Consider the following 19,869-nt stretch of genomic DNA (forward strand, 5'->3'; position numbering starts at 1 on the left):
GAAGCGGCCGACGAAGAGGACGCCCCGGCGGGCACCGTAGAGGCGGCCGGCCCGGAAGTCTCCCGGACATAGACCCGCTGTGAGACGTCTCGGATGTGCTGCATTACCGCGGTGCATTCGCCTGAACATCAATCACTTTGCGCATGGTGCGCAGAACGTGCTTCCAGAGAGAAGGAGAAGCGATGGCAAGAGGATCACTGGCCCGCGCAACTGCCATAGGTATCGCGGCGACGCTGGCGCTCACGGCCTGTGGCGGAAATGCCGGCGGCGCGGGAGGTGGCGATGCGGGTAGCAAGAAGCTGACGATCTCGACCGACCTGCCCCTGCAGGGAACGAGCGCCACCAACAGCGAATCGACGAACAACTTGATCCGGCTTTACCTTGACCAGATCGGCAACAAGGCAGGCGACTACGAGATCACCCTCAAGACCTACGATGACTCAACGGCGGCGAAGGGTGGCTGGGACGATGCCGCTTGTGCCAAGAACGCAACAGATCATGTCTCCAACACTGACGAAGTCGCCGTCATGGGCACGTTCAACTCGGGCTGCACGAAGATCGAAGTTCCGACACTGAATCAAGATTCGATGCTGATCGTCAGCCACTCCAACACGAATCCTGGTCTGACCAAGGCGTGGGAGACTGGTGAGCCGACCAAGTATTACCCGACCGGAACTCGCAACTTCGCCAGGATCGCGACCACGGATGACTACCAGGGCCAGGCGGCCGCCACCTTCGCCTTCAACGAACTGAAGGTCAAGAAGGCCTTCGTACTCAATGACAACCAGACGTACGGTCTGGGCGTGGCCAAGTCGTTTGCCGAGGCAGCCACCAAACTCGGTATCGAAATCGTCGGGCAGCAGTCATGGGACGTGAAGCAGCCGAATTACACCGCTCTCTTCCAGTCGGTGAAGGCCTCGGGGGCCGACATGGTGTACCTCGGCGGCACGTACGAAAATAACGGTGGCCAGCTTGTTAAGGACAAGGTCGCCGTGCTGGGCGGCAACGAGGGAGCGGTCAAGCTGATGGCTCCCGACGGGTTCAGCGGCTTCCCTGACCTGCTGAAACTCCCACAGTCCGAAGGATTGAACGTTACCTTCGCTGGATTGACCCAGGAGCAGCTGGTTAAGGACGGTGGATCCGGGGCCAAGCTCCTGGAGGCCTATAAGGCCAAGTACGGCAAGGACCCGGAAGGTGCCTACCCGCTTTACGGCGTCGCTGCTGTACAGGTCATTCTCGCCGCGATCGCCAAGTCCGACGGCACTCGCAAGAGCGTCAATGACGCCGTATTCAACGGTGACGGAATCACGATCCCGGCAGACCAGTCAGTGACCGGGCGGGAGATCAAGATCGACCCTCAGACCGGTGACACCACGGCCCGCGACATCACCGTCGAGGTCGTCAAGGGCGGTCAGGAAACATTCGTGAAAACGCAATCCGTCCAGTGACCCACATGTTGCCGGGCCCCAGCTTCCGGGGCCCGGCAACATCTCTCATCAAAGCTCCACTCTGCCTCCGGCACACCTGGTGACGCGATAAATCGCGGCCGCCCCTTACCAACTTTGTTAGAAGAAGAGGAAAGTCCCCATGTCCATAGCATCCACGACACTGGGAGCCGTCAAACGCCGAAGAGCGGCCTTGATCAGCCCGCTGGTGACCCGGGCACTCGGAGCGGTCATCGTCGCAGCAGGAGGGATCTGGGTGGTAGCGAATCTAGTCGCAGATCCTGAGCGGTTCCTCGGGTCCCTACTGGTGGGGCTTCAGAACGGGCTGCTGTACGCACTGGTCGCCCTCGGATACACCATGGTTTACGGCATCATCGAACTGATCAACTTCGCCCACGGTGATCTGTTCATGCTGGCAACGATCGTCTCCGCGGGCCTGCTGGTCGGCGTCATGGGTGTCACTGACATCACCCTGGCAACGATCATCCCGCTCGTTGTGGCGCTCATCGTGTGTATCGCCTTCGGCAGTTTGATCAATGTCTCGGCCGAGTTCATCGCGTACAGGCGCCTCCGTTCAGCACCCAAGCTCGCCCCACTGATGACAGCCGTCGGACTCTCCTTTCTCTTCCGAGGAATCGCCCAGCAGGACTACATCAACGGATCGGCCCAAAAGAACTGGCCGATTATCTGGCATGGCCCCCTTATCGAAGGGGTGTCGCTGTACAAGCTGCTCATGGTCGTTATCGTGACCGTTCCCCTTTTGCTGGCCATGTCCTACATCGTGACGAAGACCAAGATGGGCAAGGCCATGCGCGCCGTGGCCCAGGACCAGGACGGCGCCAGGTTGATGGGTATCAATGTCAACCGGACGATTTCGTTTACCTTCGCCCTCGGAGGCGGCCTGGCCGGAGCCGCAGCCGTCCTGTACTTCCTGTGCCAGACACAGACCTACTACGACACAGGCACCCAGCTGGGTCTGATCGCCTTCACAGCCGCCGTACTTGGCGGCATTGGCAACCTGACGGGCGCCGTGGTGGGTGCCCTGTCTATTGGCATTATCCAGGCGCTCAACGAAGGCGGGGCGTATGGGCTGGGCTCGAACTGGTCCCAGTCTGTGGTGTTCCTCATTCTCATTGTGCTGATGGTCTTCAAGCCCGAGGGCATCTTCGGCCGCCCGACGACGGAGAAGGTGTGACATGAAATCACTGCAAAGGTACAGATGGCCGGTTGGCTACGGCGTCTCCATCGTGTTCCTCTTCCTGCTCTATCAGGCGATCCTGCCTGCTCTTGGAAGATCGGCCTCGGCTCCAGTCATCGCTTGGCTGCCCGTCGCAACCATCAACGAATGCCTGATGTGGGCGATCATGGCACTTGGCTTGAACATCGTTGTCGGTTACGCCGGCCTGTTGGATCTGGGTTACGTAGCCTTCTGGGCGGTCGGCGGCTACACGGCCGGCTGGCTCATGGCCTACCCCTTCAACTGGCAATGGGACTTCCATTTGTTTTCACCGGTGCCTGACTCCGCCCCGGGTACACATATCAATTTCTGGTTGGTCTTGCTCGTCGCGGGCGTGGTCTGTGCCATCCTCGGTCTGATTATCGGTGCCCCGACGCTGCGTCTGCGTGGGGACTACCTTGCCCTGGTCACCCTGGGCTTTGGTGAAGTGATCACCCAGTTCTTCCGGAACTCCAACGACATCGCCGGCGTGAACATCGCCAATGGCGATTCAGGAATCACCTCAATCGATCCCATTGGCACCGGCCCCCTTGGCGCTCTCAATATCGCACCGGATCTGTTGACCAACTCTGCATCGGGCAACACCTGGAAAATCCTTGTTCTCGGCCTCCTGGTCGCATTGTGCATCTTTGTCTCGCTGCGGATCCGTGAGGGACGCCTCGGCAGGGCATGGCTGGCGCTGCGCGAAGACGAGCTGGCCGCCTCCATGATGGGTGTCCCCTTGGTGCGGGTAAAGCTGCTCGCGTATGCAGTTGGGGCGATCTTCGGCGGAATCGGCGGCGTTGCCAATGCAGCTGCCATTACTACCGCGGTCTCCCCGTCAGGCTTCGACTTCGGCAAATCCGTTCTGGTCCTGCTGATGGTGGTGCTCGGCGGCATGGGCAACGTCTGGGGAGTCACCGTCGGTGCCTTCCTTCTGGCATGGCTGAACGGCAACGGGCTCAAGCAAATTGGAGTTCAGATCGACACGTGGTTCGGCACCGAGCTCGCCGCAGTGCTTCCCCGCTACAACTACATGATCCTTGGCCTGCTGTTGGTCTTGATGATGCTGTTCAGGCGCGAAGGTCTGCTGCCCGAGCAGCGGACGAAAGCCTTGCTGAGCACACCGAGCCGGACCGAAGCCGAAGACCTTGGTGCCGAGAGCCTGGAAGCCGAGGCCGAAACCAAGGCGATAGTTCACTCCGACCCCGAGGCTGACGCCAAGATCGCCGCCTCCGCCGTAGCAGTCAGCCCGGCGTTGGCAGATGAGCCCGGCCACGACCGCGGCCACACAACGAAGGAAGAGGGCCGATGAGCCAGTCGCTGCCTGACGGAACACAACTCGGGGAGAGGCCAGCGGTTTTGGGCGCTGCCGACTCCGGCACTGTCACTGCTGCCCTGCCTGGCACGGGCGGACCCATCACCGAGAACGTGCTGTACGCCGATCACATCTCAATAAAGTTCGGCGGCCTGGTCGCAATCGACGACGTCTCGTTCTCCATCCCGCCCCGGTCAATCGTGAGTCTGATCGGTCCTAACGGTGCCGGAAAGACGACCTTCTTCAATGTGATCACCGGACTCTATCGGGCCACCCACGGATCCGTGTTCCTGGACGGCAAGGACATCACCCTCACCAAACCGCACATTCGGGCGTCAATCGGCCTTGCGCGCACCTTTCAGAACATCCGCCTGTTCAACCTGATGACCGCTGAAGAAAACATCATGGTGGCAATGCATCCGCACCTCAAAGCAGGGGTTTTCTCCACGGTGCTCCGCCTGCCCCAGCAGCGCCGCGAGGAAAAGCAAGCCCGGGACACTGCACGCGAGCTCCTACAGTACGTGGGAATCCCGCACGCGGAAGGTGAACTGGCACGGAACCTGTCCTACGGCGACCAGCGGCGCCTGGAAATCGCCAGGGCCATGGCATTGCAACCCAAAGTCCTTCTGCTCGATGAGCCGACTGCCGGTATGAACCCGCAAGAATCAGCCAATTTCAACGAGTTTGTCTACAAGGTCCGGGACGAGCGCGGAATATCGGTGCTGCTCATTGAGCACGACATGAGCGTCATCATGAAGATCAGCGAACGAATCACGGTGCTCGACCGCGGAGCAAAAATCGCAGAGGGCACCCCCGACGACATCAGGAACAACCAGAACGTCATCGAAGCCTACCTGGGTAAAACCGGCACCCGCGAAGGCAAAAGGAGCAAACCAGCATGAGCACACTCGTTGACCCCACGAAGCAGCGGGGACAAGGCAAAGACGTCGTTCTCGACCTCAAAGAACTCTCTGTCTACTACGGAAACATTGCTGCGGTGCAGGACCTCTCGATGACCGTCTATGCCGGAGAAATCGTCACGCTCATTGGCTCCAACGGGGCAGGCAAGTCAACCACACTACGCACCATCTCCGGCCTCCTCCGTCCCCGACAAGGCGAAGTGATCTTCCAAGGCAAGAAGATCAACGGTATTCCGGGCCACGACGTCGTCAAACTCGGCGTGTGCCACTCACCTGAAGGACGGAAGATCTTTCAGAAAATGACCGTCATGGAGAACCTCGACCTCGGAGCATACACGCGCAACGACACTACCGCGATCAATGAGGACCGAGAACGCGTACTGGAGCTCTTTCCCCGCCTCCGTGAACGCATCAACCAGAAAGCCGGCACAATGTCAGGCGGTGAGCAGCAGATGCTGGCCGTTGCCCGAGCACTGCTGGGCAACCCCACCCTGCTCCTGCTCGACGAACCCTCCATGGGTCTGGCCCCGGTCTTGGTGGACGTTATCTTCGAGACCATCGAAAGGATCCGCGACCAAGGGGTAACCGTCCTGCTCGTCGAACAGAACGCCGTCGCAGCCCTCGAAATAGCCGACTACGCCTACGTCATGGAGTCCGGGAGGCTCAACGTCCAAGGCGATGCCAACATCCTCCTTTACGAGCCAGCGGTAACGGCGGCTTATCTCGGCGGCCACTGACGTCACAAAACGGCGAGGGTCGAACGCAACCGGCCCTCGCCGTCGGCAGCCCCGAGCTCCATTCATACCGACCAGGTCAGACGCGCGCTTCGTCGGCCATTGAAACAGAGGCCCCCGCCTGGTTTGCCTGGGGAGGAACAGGAAGACGGGATCAAGCTGCTCATGCGACAGCGTGACAAGCCTTGAAACAGCACCAAAAATAGGTACTATCTATTATGTATGATGAAGCGATCTTTGGAGTTCGGGACCTCCGCTGGTCGGAACCACCGTCTCGCGCAGTGAACGACATACGTTCCACGGAACGGAACCGGCAGTACAGCCAAGGAACCACCCCGAACTGAAGCCCATAAGCATTGAGGAGCAGAAAATGTCTGGACACACTACTGAAATTCACCCTGAAGCAAAGGCCTATGTTGACGACATGGTCGCAAAGCGCGGCTACGTGCTGGACTACCACAAAGTGATGGCGCTGCATGACTTTGAAGTTCTTAAGGCGGCCAACGGAATCGTTTCAGCCGCTTACCTTAACCAACGACTGCTTGACCGCAAGACGAAGGAACTGATCTTCATTGTTTCGCTGACGGTCATGCGGGCATCCAAGGGGCAGATCCAGTCCCACATCCGCGTGGCACTCGACCTCGGATTGAGCCCTCAGGAAATTCTCGAAGCAATCGAAATCGCAATTCCTGAAGCGGGCGTTGTCGCGTTCCAGACTGGCTTCGACGCATGGAAGGAAGTCGTTGGCGCCGAGGGCCTGGAGCCCAGCGTGCAGGCCCACGACGGCGGCAGCGGATCGAACGGCTGAAAGTAACGACCAAGATGGAGGAGAAGTTGAGATGAGTGAATCTCACTCCCCGGTCCGCCGTGTAATTGCGATTGAGTTCGGCCTGCGTGAATCGCTCAAGAGCGAGGTGCACATGAGCTACCAGCTCTATGGTCAGCCGGATGGCGAGCAGCACACGACGTACTACTTCTGGCTTATCGAACATGAGCAGGGCCCGATTCTGGTCGACACGGGGTTCTACCCCGAGGGCGGCGAGCGTCGTAAGCGGCAGATGAACCGCCATCCTGTAGCCGCCCTGGAGACCCTGGGGGTCGACGCGAAAGACATCCGGCTCGTTATCATGACCCACCTTCATTGGGATCATGCCGGCAACCTGTTGGACTTCCCCAACGCTGAGTTCGTTCTTGCAAAGTCCGAGCGCGAGTTCTGGAACAGCGATCTGGCCAAGAACAAACTCTTCTCTGCCTACTTCGATCCTGAGGCCGGCAGGGACCTGGACATCCTGGAATCCGAAGGTCGGCTGCGCTATTTCAGTGGCGTGGCAGAACCCGTCCCCGGTGTCCGGGTCCTCGAGGTTGGCGGGCACTCACCCGGGCAATCGATTGTCGAGATCGACACGCGGGACGGAGTCCTGCTGCTCACCTCCGACGCGGTCCACTTCAACGACACCCTTGAGAAGCGGATGCCGTTCTGCTCAATGACGGACCTGCCGACGGGTTTCGAAGTATTCGACATGATCGAGAGCAGGCTGGAGTCGGGCACCTACGTCGACGTAGTTACCGGTCACGATCCCGTTGTTGCGACCAAATATCCGCCCGTTGACGCCGAACGCGCCCCATTCGCCGTCGTACTTTCACCTAAGGAGGCAGCATGAGCTTTGAAACTGCCCAGCAACTTATCCACCGGCTCGGAGAGCTTCACCTTGAGGAAGACCAGGAACTTAGACTCTTGGCCCATTTCTCACCAGTTCGCCTGGTATTCAACATCGACGGCGAGCATCTCGCGGTGGATCTGGGGAAGCCGGAGCACGACAGTGAAGAAGTATCCCTGAGCGGAAGTCTTGCGGACTGGGCAGGGCTGCTCCAGCGCTTCCCCCGCCCGCAGTACAACGGCCTCCTGGCCCTGAACAAGTACAGCGGCACGTTCACTCTTGACAGCGAACTCGAGACCGTCATCCGGCACCTTCGTACGCTTAACCGGTGGTGCGCGGCCGCGCGTGAGGGGCTCGAAGGAGAGGCCGGCAACGCACGCGCTGCCGTCAGCAATGGGCCGATAGACCTCCAGGACGGTCCGGTGGGGCGCTACGTGACGTGTGAGATCAACGGAGAACGACAGACGATTTACTACGAATCAGCCGGACAGGGTCCGGCTGTCGTCTGTCTTCACACGGCAGGGTCAGACTCTCGCCAGTATCACGAGATGTTGGCGGATCCGGAGCTTACCAGCAAGTACCGGGTGATCGCGTTCGACCTGCCGGGTCATGGCAAGAGCATGCCGGCCGGCAAGTGGTGGCTTCGCGAGTACCGGCTGACCCGGTCGCTGTACATCGAGACGGTGCGGGCATTCTGTAAGGCGCTCAACCTCGATACCCCGATGGTGGTTGGCTGCTCGATGGCCGGTTCCCTGGTACTGCATTTGGCGCTGGAGCACGCGGACGAGTTCACCGGCGTCATCGGCTTTTCTGGGGCAGCAAAGGTCACGGGCCGTTTTGCGGATTGGTCATTGCATGCAGATGTCAACGCCCACCAGTCCATCCCATCCTGGACTTATGGTCTGATGGCGCCCCAGAGTCCGGAACATGCAAAGCGCGCAGTGTGGTGGCAATACGCCCAGGGCGGCCCGGGCATGTACCGCGGCGACACCTACTTCTACTCCGAGGACTCCGACCTCCGGGGAAGAATTAGTGAAATCGACACCGAGGCGTGCCCCGTGTACTTGTGGACCGGAGAATACGACCATGCCTGCACACCGGAGGACACCCGGCTCACCCTCAAAGAGAACTCAGGGATAAAGGGCGGCATCCTCGAAGACATCGGGCACTTCCCCGTGGCCGAAAACTACGGGCTGATCCGACCGTTGATCCTCGAAGCCCTTGCAGAAATGTCTGGGCGATAAGCACGTCGTTTCATCAGCAAGTGCCGTTAGCAACAGGGCACTTTTGGGGCCTCGGGATGTGACTTCCGCCTGACCGTCGGCAACGCAAGCTCGGGCCGCCGTGGGTGCTCAGCCATCGAAAGCTGGGCGCCCACGCGGCATTTAAGCGTTAGCAGGCGATAAGCCTGCTGTCCGGATGCGCCCTGACGGCACTAAGGGACTGGACCTGCCGACGACCTCTTCCAGTCATTGACATCAGTCAGTGGATGACTGATTCACGAGACAGCGATGGATGAGCTCGCCGTGCCAGCCGGCAGGCCGTCGAGGGAGCTCCGGGTGGCCGGGACCGAGTTCCGGCGGCCAGGTATCGGCTGTACTGCCCGCGGGCTGACGGGAGAACTGCTGGCTTAACGCCTCGGCCCCACATACTTAGTCCCATTGTGACCCTTGAACCGGTCTACGACGTTCCCCTGCGAGCGAAGCAGGACCACCCGCGCAGGAGACTTGCCAAGGGCCTCCCAGGGGCAGTGGTGGTGGCCGAGAAGGCCATTACTAATATTTCTGACCCATGCCCCGTCTGGGCTTCCAGTTCCACATCATCACCGTGGTGGAAGACGTGGCTGCGCGATGAGCTGTCATACCTGATCCAGATGACGTCGCACCTTGGGGTCATGCGTTCAATGGTTCCGGTCTCGGCGAGCTGACGTGGCTGCAGCACCCGGACACGGGATCCAGGGGTGAGAGTTTTCCAGGCACGAAGTCTTTCTTCCGATTTCAACCAGTTGTCCATCGGCGGCAGGGGAGAGGGAAAGAACGGGCTCATCGTCTGGCTCCGGTGGAATCAACTTCCCGGCCCTGTCTGGCATCAAGAGCATTCGACCCCGGAAGGTATTCAGCCTTATGTTCCGTCATGAACTCTCTCCTGATCTGTCGACGGGAAGGTCCCGATGCGGCATGGTCGGGCCTCCGGCCTGCATGTAACCGCAATCACATTTACAATGATACATATCATGTAGGGATGTGAATCCTGACGTCGATCGACTAAAGTAATATGTATCACCATAACTTGACCTAAGAATGGATGAATGTAAGATAGAGCACGCAGTGCACTGTGGTTTGCACCACAAATACTGCTCGTTTCTTCCAAATGTAAGTTCAACCAGAGCGATTGTTTAACTATTGGAGTGGGGCTGCGACATTGACGTACAAGGGTGTGGCGTCCTCGGTGTCGGTTGTTGCATACAGCGGCCGCTTGACTAGCCTCCACTCCTGAGCGGGCGGACTTTCCGCAAGCTATTTGATCTCCGACAACTGCACAGTTCATCCACCCCTGGATGCTTGTGGCTGTCCTCACGGCCCGGCGGCCAAAGGCACAGGTAAACCCAGGGTGATCGCCTCGGGGCCCGCGACGCCCTCGCGGTCGCATCTTCATCCCGACAGGGCGGGCCGGGCCCCTCACGCATCGAAGGATTCATGTCATGACAACCCCACTATCAGCTCAACAGGACGCCGGCTCGCCCGAAGATGGCCGAAAATCCATAGCCGCTGCAAGCGCCCTTCCACAGGAAGACAACGGCTTCAAGAAGAGCCTCAAGCCTCGCCAAATCCAGATGATGGCACTGGGCGGCGCCATCGGCACAGGGTTGTTCATGGGCGCCGGCGGTCGCCTGCTTGGAGCCGGTCCTTCATTGGCACTCTTGTACGCCGTCTGCGGGTTTGTTGTTTTCCTCATCCTTCGTGCTCTCGGAGAACTGATCCTCCACCGCCCTACTTCCGGGTCATTCGTCTCGTACGCCAGAGAGTTCTACGGCGAGAAGATGGCCTTTGTTTCAGGCTGGTTATATTGGTTTTCATGGGCGATGACCGCCATCGCCGACGTCACAGCGGTCGCCCTCTACATGAACTTCTTCAGCCGGTACTGGGAGCCCATCAGCGCAGTGCCGCAGTGGGTGTTTGCGCTGGGCGCTTTGCTGATTGTGCTTGCGCTGAATCTGGTGTCGGTGAAGGTCTTCGGTGAACTGGAGTTCTGGTTCGCGCTGATCAAGGTCATCGCTCTGGTCGGATTCCTCGTCGTGGGCGTCTTGTTCGTCATCTTCGGGACACCAGTCCAGGGACATGCCGCCGGGTTCACGCTGATCCAGGACAACGGAGGCTGGTTCCCCAACGGCGTACTGCCGGCGATCATCATGATCCAGGGCGTCGTCTTCGCCTACGCAGGTGCCGAACTTATCGGCACCACCGCAGGTGAGACCAAGAACCCCGCAAAGATCATTTCAAAGTCAATCAACGCCGTCATCTTCCGGATCGTCGTCTTCTATGTGGGATCCGTCCTGCTCCTTAGCCTGCTTCTGCCGTACACGGCATACTCGGCAGGGGTCAGCCCCTTCGTCACCTTCTTTGGCTCCATTGGCTGGGACGGCGCGGACGCGATCATGAATCTCGTGGTGCTGACCTCCGCGATGTCTTCGCTTAATGCCGGCATGTATTCCGTGGGGCGTATCCTGCACTCCATGTCAGCATCCGGCTCGGCACCTCGCTTCGCGGGCCGCATAAGCAAGGCGGGCGTCCCTTACGGCGGTATTGCCATTACCGCCGTGGTAACACTGCTTGGCGTGGTCCTCAATGCCGCAGTGCCCAACCAAGCCTTTGAAATCGTGCTGAACTTTACGACATTGTGCATTCTCTGCAGCTGGGGCACCATCATCCTTTGCCAAATGCGGCTTGTCGCCTGGTCCAAGAAGGGACTGGTGCAGCGGCCGTCCTACCGAATGTTCGGCGCACCCTACACCTCGTACATGGTTCTGATTTTCCTGGTTGGAATCCTGGTCATGATTGCTTTGGACTATCCGGCTGGCTCAATCACCGTCGGCTCCCTTGTGGTGGCCGTTCCGCTTCTGGTCATTGGATGGTTCGCCTGCAAGGGACGGATCCTGGAACTGGCCAAGGAACGAAACCGATTGGTTGAACACCCGACAGGCGAGGACAGCCGGTCCCTTACCGACAACTAATACGTTCATTGATTCGTGGGCGGGATCGGATTCCTCGACATCTTAGGAATGGCGATGGCCTCACTCGCCGACACTACCTACATGATGGATGCCGCGTACCGCCCAGATCGATGACTGCAGGGGCCCGGTCCTCGACGGTCGTGGTTTGGAAGCCTCTTCCCATCAAAATAGATACGATGTATTATGAATCATGAATAGGAAGTCAGTGGTCCTTGATCGCCGGCGGCGCGCATTTCCCGAAGCTAGACATGGCACCCGGCCCGAGGCATCGAGCTTGAGGGTGGTTCCAGGAGGCATCGACAAGGCGCCTCCAGCTGATCCAGCCGACGGTACTACCGCTCGTCGGAGCCTGGCGTCCGCCAATTCGCCTTCTCAAGTCAGCACCCGCAGCGGTAACCCGCAGGCGAGGGTGCCCCGCACATACATCCCAAACAGGAGTTCCCGTGTTTAGCGTCAACGAAGACCACCGACGTTCCAGCGAAATCGAGCTCGCGCGCCCGGAAACCGGTAGCAGCCGTGTTAAGCGGGGGATGGCGGAGATGCTCAAGGGCGGCGTCATCATGGACGTCGTTAACGTCGAGCAGGCCCGCATTGCCGAGGATGCCGGTGCCGTTGCCGTCATGGCCCTTGAGCGCGTCCCGGCCGATATCCGCGCCCAGGGCGGCGTGTCCCGCATGTCCGATCCGGACATGATCGATGCGATCATCGCCGCGGTGTCCATCCCGGTGATGGCCAAGGCCCGCATCGGCCACTTCGTCGAAGCCCAGGTCCTGCAGTCACTCGGTGTTGATTACATTGACGAGTCCGAGGTCCTGACCCCGGCGGACTACATCAACCACATCGACAAGTGGAACTTCACCGTCCCGTTCGTCTGTGGCGCCACCAACCTCGGTGAGGCTTTGCGCCGCATCAACGAAGGTGCGGCGATGATCCGTTCCAAGGGTGAAGCCGGTACCGGAGATGTGTCGAATGCGACCGGGCACATGCGCAAGATCCGTGCCGAGATCGCCAAGCTCTCCTCGCTGCCCGAGGACGAACTGTATGTGGCTGCCAAGGAGCTGCAGGCCCCGTACGAACTCGTCAAGGAAGTCGCTGCCACGGGCAAGCTTCCGGTGGTGCTGTTCACCGCCGGTGGCATCGCCACCCCTGCTGATGCTGCGATGATGATGCAGCTCGGCGCTGACGGCGTGTTCGTCGGGTCCGGGATCTTCAAGTCCGGCAACCCCGCCCAGCGCGCCGCCGCCGTGGTCAAGGCCACCACCTTCCATGACGATCCGGACGTCATCGCCAAGGTCTCGCGCGGCCTCGGCGAAGCGATGGTCGGCATCAACGTCGACGACATCCCGCAACCCCACCGCCTCGCCGAACGCGGCTGGTAGAAGGAACAGTCATGAAGTCCAGGTCACGATACACCGGTGCCGGGACGATCGCGCTGCATTCGAAGCCGCGCTCATCCGCTCTTTACCCACACCCGGTTGCGCTCACTGCACGCGTGCAACCAAAACCTGCGGTACAGCCGGCACCTGCACCCAACATGAGCTCAGATCTGCATATTGGTGGATCCTGGGCTCCTGGCGGTGCCGGAACCTTGCCCAATATTGATCCTGGCAACGGGGCCGTACTGGGTGTGGTTTCATTGGCGAGTCCCCAGCAGATCGATGATGCCGTCAACGCCGCCGATACGGCGTTCCGGGCCTGGAGCTCCACATTGCCCAGCGCCCGCGGTGCAATGCTGAGGAAAGCTGCTGCGATCCTGGCCGCACGTGCCGATGAAGCAACCGCCACCATCCTGCTCGAAACGGGCAAGACCAAGGTCGACGCCCATGGCGAGATCCTTCGTGCCATCGACACGCTGACGTGGAACGGCGAGCAGGCCGGTCGAATCCACGGCGCGGTCTATCCGGGCAACGTCGAGGGCAGTACCCGGCGTTCCGTTCCCACACCTCTGGGTGTCGTAGCAGCAATCACGGCCTGGAATTTCCCGGCCGTCCTGATCACCCGCAAGGTCGGCGCTGCTTTGGCTGCCGGGTGCACAGTGGTACTCAAGGCGTCTGAATTCTGCCCTGCCACAGCCCGGCTGCTGCTGGATGTTTTCATCGACGCCGGCGTACCAGCAGGTGTGATCAATCTTGTTTTCGGCGATGCTGCCGCTGTGACACAGCGGATCCTCGCATCTCCGAAAGTCAAGGCACTGACCTTTACCGGATCCACCCAAGTGGGTAAGCAACTCGCGGCCCTGGCCGCACCAAACCTCATCCGCCCCGTCCTGGAACTGGGCGGGCACGCACCAGTGATCGTTTGGAAGGATGCCGACGTCGAGCAGGTTATTGCCACGACGGCACCGGCCCAGTTCGGGTCCGCGGGACAGTCCTGTGTCGCTCCCAGCCGGTATTTCGTCCATTCCAGCCTGTACCGGGACTTCGTCGACGCCCTTGTGGAAAAGGCGGAGTCCTACAAACTGGGCCATGGCAACGAGGACGGTACAACCCTGGGTGCGGTGGCACATCAAGGTCGCGTGGAGGCCCTCGTGAACCTGGTGCAGGACGCTCGCGAAAAAGGTGCCACCGTCGAGACCGGCGGAGAAACCCTGAGCCGGGAAGGATTCTTCTTTCAGCCCACCGTGCTATCCGGTGTCCCGTCAACCGCACGGATCATGACTGAGGAGCCCTTTGGTCCGCTTTGTGCAGTGATACCTTTCTCCACTCTTGACGAGGCCATCACGCTGGCCAATGCCGCACCATACTCATTCGCCGCATATCTCTTCACTGACTCCTTGGCCGTTCAGAACGTCGTAACCAGGAAACTGAACGCCTCCAACATCGGCGTTAATCAGCTTGCTCCGTCCCTGCCGGATGTTCCGCTCGGTGGCCTCGGCAACAGCGGCTCCGGCTACGAGGGCGGTCTGGAAGGCATTCTGGCGTTCACCCACCTTCGCCTCGTGAGCGAAACCGCCTAGGCCGCCGCGGCAGTACAGGAGAACAACTGTGACATTTCCCGAGGCAAGAATTACGATCCTCTCCATTGAGTGCCGTCCACACGGCACGACAGAAGACTGTGGCTCACAATCCCAAGCCCCTCACCGCGCCACGCCCTCGGGCAGGGCCCCGTGGCCCGAGCTGGCGGAGATGGGTTCGGCCGCGACTGAACCATCCCACGTATCCGGGGCACTTGCTAAGCTTCCCGCGCCGGTGGTGGTTCCGTGACTGACCAGTGGCTTCCCACCACCGTTGAACGCCGGGACGTAGTGAGCGTAGCTGCGGCGACTGCGCTACATGATCTGCTCGATACCGGCGGGAACGCACCGAGGTTGGGCGACCCACTGCCCCTGCTGTGGCATTGGTTGGCTTTCCTTCCCCAGGCCCGCCAATCTGATCTCGGCCCCGACGGGCACCCAGTCACTGGGACGTTCCTCCCGCCCAGCGGTGGCAGGCAGCGCATGTATGCCGGCGGGCACGTCACGGTCACCAAGCCACCGCGGATCGGTGACCCGCTGACCCGCAAATCGACCGTGACGGATGTCCAACACAAGTCCGGACGGTCCGGTGAACTCATGTTCGTTACCGTCGAGCACGGAGTCTCCAGCGCAACTGGTGAGCTCAGCGATCGCAACGACATTGTCTACAAACACCCGGCCCCCCTCCCGGGCAAGACCGGGGGAGGAACCCAACGCACGGCCGCCATCACCGATCAGGACACCGGATGGGAATGGGGTCGGACGGTGGACATCGACCCGGCTTTGTTGTTCCGGTTCTCGGCGCTGACTTACAACGCCCACCGCATCCATTACGACCGGGACTACGCGGTCAACACCGAGGGCTACCCAGGCCTCGTGGTCCACGGGCCGCTGCAGGCGGTCCTCCTCGCAGACGCACTATCCGTGGTACTGCCCCACCACCGACCCACCAGTTTCTCGTTCCGTTCCACGGCCCCGGCTTTCGACAACGCCCCCCTGGTGCTGCGCTACCGCAGCTCCGGCGGGGCCGGAGTTGCCGAAATCGCAGCCTTCAGCAACGGAACACAAACCATGACCGCCACGGCGGTCCTGACCCCGGAGGCACGACGGCCATGACCACACCTCAGCCCATCCGCACCATCGTCGATGTCATCGCATCCCCAGGATTCGGCGGATTCTTCTTCGATGACCAAGCCGCCATCAAAGCCGGCGCCCGCCGCGACGGCGCCGCCTATCACGGAACCACCCTCACGCCCGGCTACAACGCAGTCCGCGAACCGGCAGAGTCCGTCTCCATCCAGCTCGTCCTCGACGACGGTTACGTCGCTACCGGAGACTGCGCCAGCGTCCAGTACTCCGGCGTCGGCGGCCGCGAACCGCGCTTCCACGCCGCCGAGCTCGCCGAAGCCATCGAAACCCGCCTCGGCCCGCTGCTGCACGGGCTCGAAGTCGCGTCATTCCGCACGGCCGCCGAAAAGACCGAAGCCGCGATCAACAGCATCGAAGGCCTCGGCCGGGCAGCAGCTTACGGCGTTTCCCAGGCCCTGCTCGACGCCGCCGCCCACACCGCGGGCCACCACCTGATGGCCCGCGTCATCAAAGACGAATGGGACCTGCCCGGAGACCTGGCAGCTGTGCCGGTCTACGGCCAAACCGGCGAAGACCGGTACGACAACGTCGACAAGATGATCCTCAAACAAGTGCCCGTTATACCCCACGGCCTGATCAACACTCCCGACCTCGTTGGTCCCAACGGCCGGGCACTGACAACCTACGTGACCTGGATCAAGGATCGCGTCCGGGAAATCACCCCGGACCATTCATATCTTCCGGTCATGCATTTGGATGTGTACGGCATGGTCGGTCTGGAAGCTGGCGGGACCATCTTCGGGACAGCTGACATTCTTCAGCGTCTGGAGATGGCCGCTGCACCGCACCAGCTGCGCATCGAACACCCCATCCACGCTGCGAACCGTGATGAACAAATCTGCATGATGTCAGCGCTGCGCAGCGAGCTCCGCTCCCGTGGTTCCCGGGTCCAGCTCATCGCCGACGAGTGGGCCAACACCGCCGATGACGTCCACCGCTTCGCAACGGCCGGCGCCACCGATCTGATCCAGATCAAAACCCCGGACCTGGGCTCCATCCATCACACCGTAGATGCCATCCTCGACTGCCACGCACACGGCGTCGGGCCCATACTGGGAGGCACCTGCGCCGAAACCGACCGCTCTGCCCGTACCACCACCCACATCGGCATCGCCACCGGCGTGACCCAGATGCTCGCCAAGCCCGGTATGGGCTTCGACGAAGGCCTGATGATCGTCACCAACGAAATGAACCGCGCCTTGCGATTGGACGCCTATCGAAAGGCCGCGGGGGAGCAGCCACAGTGATCCCACCAACCAGTTACCTCTATGTTCCCGGCGACCGGCCAGACCGGCTCGCCAAAGCCTTCAACCGGGGCGCCGGCGCGATCATCGCCGACCTTGAAGACGCCGTGACCGAGGACAACAAGGACCAGGCGCTGGAAACCGTCAGTAACTGGCTGGATTCCCTCCCCGGAACACCGGCCCCCGTCTGGGTGCGGGTAAATACGGGACCACGCCGCGAACACGAATTGCGCACCCTTGCCGGCCACCGCCACCTCACTGGCTTCTTCCTGCCCAAGGCAGACACGCCCGCGGACGTCACCGGAGTCCACGATCTGCTCCACGCTCTGGGGCACCCCACATCGCTGGCGCCCATGATCGAGTCCGCCACAGCCCTGGTAAATATCCATCAGATCGCCGCCGCGCCGGGCGTTTTCCAACTCCACATCGGGGAAATGGACCTCGCCGCCGACCTCGGACTCAGCCCGGGATCCGAGGAAACCGAACTCCTCTACGCCCGGTCCCTATTGGTCATCGCCAGCAGGCACGCAGGCCTGGTCCAGCCCGCCGCGCCCGTTAGCGCCGAGATCACCAACCACGATGCCTTCCGTGCCTCCACCCATCACCTCAAACGGTTGGGCTTCACCGGCCGGGACTGTATCCATCCGGCACAGGTCACCATCACCAGCGACGTTTTCACGCCGACTCCGGACGAAATCCACTGGGCCTCCAGCGTTCTCGCGGCTGCCACAGAAAACCACGGCGCCTACCGCGACGCGGCCGGCAACATGGTCGATGAAGCCATCCTCCGCCGCGCACGCTCCATTACCGCCACCCGGCAGCTTTAAGCAGCATCTACTACAAAGGCGGCCTTGGCATGAACTCAGTCAACAACACCGTGAATCCCGTTATCCAGGAGAGCGACTTGGGGCGCCACGAGATGCTCCCGAGTGCCGGCGTAGGGATGCATGTCGCCCCCGAATGGGAATCCCTTCGGGGGGCATTTGTTGAGGTCCGAAGGGACGGCGGCCATTACCGCAGCGGGATTGTGGACGACGCAATGCCCGATGGTAGTGCTGTATGGCTTGCGGGGGACGTTGAGAGGACCCGTAAGTATCTCGGGAAAGCGGACGGCTTTGTCATCTGGGTGGAGTCGACTCCGGGTGCTTCCTACGACTGATCTCCCAGTAATCGGGTTTCTGCCGCCAGGCAGTCTACTGGACCGCCCCGGGGGAATCCTCAGCCGGCTCGTCGAATGACCAGGCGGACCCCGGGGCTCGGGTTTGACTGGTTTATCACCGCTGCACGTCTGCAGCAGCAGGGCACCGGCCTTCTGCAAATAATCCCACCAGCCGTGGCGGCGCGTCATCTCCGGACTCAAGCGGGTCCTACACGGGCTGGGCACATGACGGCCGGGTCCTTGTGTCCGTCAGCTGGCGCTGGGATCTTCGCGGCTTTGTATCTGTGGCTGAGTCCAGCCGTCGCTTCAAGCATCGAAGTGTGTCTTTGTGGGCTTTGTCCGTCACCGGGGTACGCAGCCGGGCCCGTGCTGAGAGGTCCCCGCCCATCTACAGCGTGGAGGCCATCAGGCATGCCGCCAAGGTCTTATTTGCTTCGAATCAAAAGCCTGAGGTCTAAACGCCAAGAGGGGGTGGGGCCTTCACTAAGAAGCCCCCACCCCCTCTTTGGGAGTTTCTAGTAGGTGCGGATCAAGTCGGTAAGAACTGCCTGGCCGAAGACGAGAGCATCCAGTGGTACACGCTCGTCGGCACCGTGGAACATGGCAGGGAAGTCGTATCCATCGGGGAGCAGCAGGGGAACGAACCCGAAACCGCGGATACCGATCTCCGCGAGCATGGCGTTATCCGTACCTGCCGGCATCAGGTACGGCACCACCCTGGCATCAGGCCTGAACCGGGCGATGCTGGATTTGATCGCTTCGATGATTTGTCCATCGAAAGTCGTCTCGATGGCAGCCACGTCGTCTTCGACCACGACTTCCACATGCGGGCCGGCCAGCGTTCGGACGCGTTCCAGAACTTCGTCACGCTGACCTGGGAGCACACGGACGTCGATCAGCGCGGTAGCGTCACTGGGGATGACATTCTGTTTGTAACCACCCTCGATCATGGTCGAGTTGGCAACATTCATCAGGCCCGGCACAACGAACGGGGCGCATGTACCGGTGGAATTGAAGACCTCTACAGGATCTGTGTCCGGGTCGAATCCGGCAATGTCCTTCAGTTCTTCCAGCAGCCGGGACGTGGTGGCTGTTAGCGTGACAGGCCAAGGTTCGCCGCCGATTCGGACCAATGCCTCGGCCAGTTTGAGGATTGCGTTCTCGTCGTTGAGCTGCGAAGCATGTCCGGCGCGTCCGCGGCTGTGGAGCCGCAGCCACAAGATACCCTTTTCTCCGGTTTGGACCATGAAGACCGGTCGCCCGTTGATGTCCACGGAGTAGCCGCCGACCTCACTGATCGCCACGTCGGCGCCGGCGAAGACCTCCGGGTGTTCTTTGACAAGCCACCGGGATCCGAAATTCGAGTTGTCTTCCTCGTCAGCGAGGAAGGCGAGGATGATGTCGCGGTTCGGAGTGAATCCTTCAGCCACGAGTTCCCGCACAGACGCCAGGATCATCGCAACCATGTTCTTCATGTCGACGGCGCCGCGCCCCCAGATCATGCCGTCCTTAATGACGCCACCGAACGGATCCACGCTCCATTCCGTGGGGTCCGCGGGCACGACGTCCAGGTGTCCGTGAAGCAGGAGCGCGGGAAGGTCCGAATCCAGGCCCTTCCAGCGGGCAATCACGTTGGTTCGTCCGGGCTCCAGCTCATAGAACTTCGATTCGATACCGACCTCTGCAAGCAGTGCGGCTACGTACTCGGCCGCCGCACGTTCGCCGACGGACTTCCCTGACCCATGGTTGGTCGTATCGATCTTGATCAGCTCGGAGGTCAGCCTGCAGACCTCTTCTTCACCCGTGGCGCGAAGCACCGGGGGTTGCTGGGTCAGTGTCATG

16 protein-coding genes are annotated in these 19,869 nt (G+C 61.0%); 15 read left to right on the forward strand and 1 reads right to left on the reverse strand.

The window, feature by feature from the left end:
- The first annotated feature begins 182 nt into the window (after window positions 1-182).
- The 15 genes from ACIPY3_RS14605 to ACIPY3_RS14675 all read left to right on the forward strand — a co-directional run bounded on the left by ACIPY3_RS14605 (window position 183) and on the right by ACIPY3_RS14675 (window position 18,027).
- A complete protein-coding gene (locus tag ACIPY3_RS14605) occupies window positions 183-1,448 on the forward strand; it encodes a branched-chain amino acid ABC transporter substrate-binding protein (RefSeq protein WP_400335133.1) in 1,266 nt (421 codons plus the stop codon).
- 139 nt (window positions 1,449-1,587) lie between these two features.
- Window positions 1,588-2,640 carry a branched-chain amino acid ABC transporter permease gene (locus ACIPY3_RS14610; protein ID WP_400335135.1) on the forward strand — a complete coding sequence of 351 codons (1,053 nt, stop codon included), beginning with the start codon at window positions 1,588-1,590 and terminating at the stop codon, window positions 2,638-2,640.
- Between the two features lies 1 nt (window position 2,641).
- Entirely contained in the window at window positions 2,642-3,976 is a 1,335-nt protein-coding gene (locus ACIPY3_RS14615) for a branched-chain amino acid ABC transporter permease (protein WP_400335137.1), read from the forward strand.
- Entirely contained in the window at window positions 3,973-4,881 is a 909-nt protein-coding gene (locus tag ACIPY3_RS14620; protein WP_400335139.1) for an ABC transporter ATP-binding protein, read from the forward strand. The genes ACIPY3_RS14615 and ACIPY3_RS14620 overlap by 4 nt, the downstream gene beginning before the upstream one ends.
- Entirely contained in the window at window positions 4,878-5,636 is a 759-nt protein-coding gene (locus tag ACIPY3_RS14625; RefSeq protein WP_400335141.1) for an ABC transporter ATP-binding protein, read from the forward strand. Before ACIPY3_RS14620 ends, ACIPY3_RS14625 begins: the two co-directional genes overlap by 4 nt.
- Before the next feature lie 367 nt (window positions 5,637-6,003).
- A complete protein-coding gene (locus ACIPY3_RS14630; protein ID WP_400335142.1) occupies window positions 6,004-6,441 on the forward strand; it encodes a carboxymuconolactone decarboxylase family protein in 438 nt (145 codons plus the stop codon).
- 31 nt (window positions 6,442-6,472) lie between these two features.
- A complete protein-coding gene (locus tag ACIPY3_RS14635; protein ID WP_400335144.1) occupies window positions 6,473-7,294 on the forward strand; it encodes an N-acyl homoserine lactonase family protein in 822 nt (273 codons plus the stop codon).
- Entirely contained in the window at window positions 7,291-8,535 is a 1,245-nt protein-coding gene (locus tag ACIPY3_RS14640) for an alpha/beta fold hydrolase (protein WP_400335146.1), read from the forward strand. Before ACIPY3_RS14635 ends, ACIPY3_RS14640 begins: the two co-directional genes overlap by 4 nt.
- A gap of 1,457 nt (window positions 8,536-9,992) precedes the next feature.
- Window positions 9,993-11,522 carry an amino acid permease gene (locus ACIPY3_RS14645; protein ID WP_400335148.1) on the forward strand — a complete coding sequence of 510 codons (1,530 nt, stop codon included), beginning with the start codon at window positions 9,993-9,995 and terminating at the stop codon, window positions 11,520-11,522.
- 482 nt (window positions 11,523-12,004) lie between these two features.
- Window positions 12,005-12,901 (forward strand): pyridoxal 5'-phosphate synthase lyase subunit PdxS, encoded by an 897-nt coding sequence (gene pdxS / locus ACIPY3_RS14650; RefSeq protein ID WP_400335403.1) that lies wholly within the window; start codon window positions 12,005-12,007, stop codon window positions 12,899-12,901.
- Between the two features lie 155 nt (window positions 12,902-13,056).
- The gene (locus ACIPY3_RS14655) at window positions 13,057-14,478 is read left to right on the forward strand and encodes an aldehyde dehydrogenase family protein (protein WP_400335150.1); all 1,422 of its coding nucleotides are present in this window, start codon (window positions 13,057-13,059) and stop codon (window positions 14,476-14,478) included.
- 243 nt (window positions 14,479-14,721) lie between these two features.
- Complete coding sequence (locus tag ACIPY3_RS14660; protein WP_400335151.1) at window positions 14,722-15,591, forward strand: MaoC family dehydratase N-terminal domain-containing protein; 870 nt, start codon at window positions 14,722-14,724, stop codon at window positions 15,589-15,591.
- The gene (locus ACIPY3_RS14665) at window positions 15,588-16,871 is read left to right on the forward strand and encodes a methylaspartate ammonia-lyase (protein ID WP_400335153.1); all 1,284 of its coding nucleotides are present in this window, start codon (window positions 15,588-15,590) and stop codon (window positions 16,869-16,871) included. The genes ACIPY3_RS14660 and ACIPY3_RS14665 overlap by 4 nt, the downstream gene beginning before the upstream one ends.
- The gene (locus ACIPY3_RS14670) at window positions 16,868-17,695 is read left to right on the forward strand and encodes an HpcH/HpaI aldolase/citrate lyase family protein (protein WP_400335155.1); all 828 of its coding nucleotides are present in this window, start codon (window positions 16,868-16,870) and stop codon (window positions 17,693-17,695) included. Before ACIPY3_RS14665 ends, ACIPY3_RS14670 begins: the two co-directional genes overlap by 4 nt.
- A gap of 29 nt (window positions 17,696-17,724) precedes the next feature.
- Window positions 17,725-18,027, forward strand: coding sequence for a hypothetical protein (locus tag ACIPY3_RS14675; RefSeq protein WP_400335157.1), 303 nt, complete (start codon window positions 17,725-17,727; stop codon window positions 18,025-18,027).
- Between the two features lie 515 nt (window positions 18,028-18,542).
- Here the strand turns inward: ACIPY3_RS14675 and ACIPY3_RS14680 are convergent.
- A complete protein-coding gene (locus tag ACIPY3_RS14680) occupies window positions 18,543-19,868 on the reverse strand; it encodes a M20/M25/M40 family metallo-hydrolase (RefSeq protein WP_400335158.1) in 1,326 nt (441 codons plus the stop codon).
- Window position 19,869: the final 1 nt, after the last annotated feature.

It is taken from the genome of Paenarthrobacter sp. NPDC089714 (assembly GCF_044748905.1).
Taxonomy (GTDB): domain Bacteria; phylum Actinomycetota; class Actinomycetes; order Actinomycetales; family Micrococcaceae; genus Arthrobacter.

What these genes read in the sequence shown, in the direction of transcription:
- ACIPY3_RS14605 (WP_400335133.1), top strand. Translation starts at nt 183, where the DNA reads ATGGCAAGAGGATCACTGGCCCGCGCAACTGCCATAGGTATCGCGGCG.
- ACIPY3_RS14635 (WP_400335144.1), top strand. Translation starts at nt 6,473, where the DNA reads ATGAGTGAATCTCACTCCCCGGTCCGCCGTGTAATTGCGATTGAGTTC.
- ACIPY3_RS14620 (WP_400335139.1), top strand. Translation starts at nt 3,973, where the DNA reads ATGAGCCAGTCGCTGCCTGACGGAACACAACTCGGGGAGAGGCCAGCG.
- ACIPY3_RS14640 (WP_400335146.1), top strand. Translation starts at nt 7,291, where the DNA reads ATGAGCTTTGAAACTGCCCAGCAACTTATCCACCGGCTCGGAGAGCTT.
- ACIPY3_RS14625 (WP_400335141.1), top strand. Translation starts at nt 4,878, where the DNA reads ATGAGCACACTCGTTGACCCCACGAAGCAGCGGGGACAAGGCAAAGAC.
- ACIPY3_RS14675 (WP_400335157.1), top strand. Translation starts at nt 17,725, where the DNA reads ATGAACTCAGTCAACAACACCGTGAATCCCGTTATCCAGGAGAGCGAC.
- ACIPY3_RS14655 (WP_400335150.1), top strand. Translation starts at nt 13,057, where the DNA reads ATGAGCTCAGATCTGCATATTGGTGGATCCTGGGCTCCTGGCGGTGCC.
- ACIPY3_RS14615 (WP_400335137.1), top strand. Translation starts at nt 2,642, where the DNA reads ATGAAATCACTGCAAAGGTACAGATGGCCGGTTGGCTACGGCGTCTCC.
- ACIPY3_RS14630 (WP_400335142.1), top strand. Translation starts at nt 6,004, where the DNA reads ATGTCTGGACACACTACTGAAATTCACCCTGAAGCAAAGGCCTATGTT.
- ACIPY3_RS14665 (WP_400335153.1), top strand. Translation starts at nt 15,588, where the DNA reads ATGACCACACCTCAGCCCATCCGCACCATCGTCGATGTCATCGCATCC.
- ACIPY3_RS14610 (WP_400335135.1), top strand. Translation starts at nt 1,588, where the DNA reads ATGTCCATAGCATCCACGACACTGGGAGCCGTCAAACGCCGAAGAGCG.
- ACIPY3_RS14680 (WP_400335158.1), bottom strand. Translation starts at nt 19,868, where the DNA reads ATGACACTGACCCAGCAACCCCCGGTGCTTCGCGCCACGGGTGAAGAA.
- ACIPY3_RS14645 (WP_400335148.1), top strand. Translation starts at nt 9,993, where the DNA reads ATGACAACCCCACTATCAGCTCAACAGGACGCCGGCTCGCCCGAAGAT.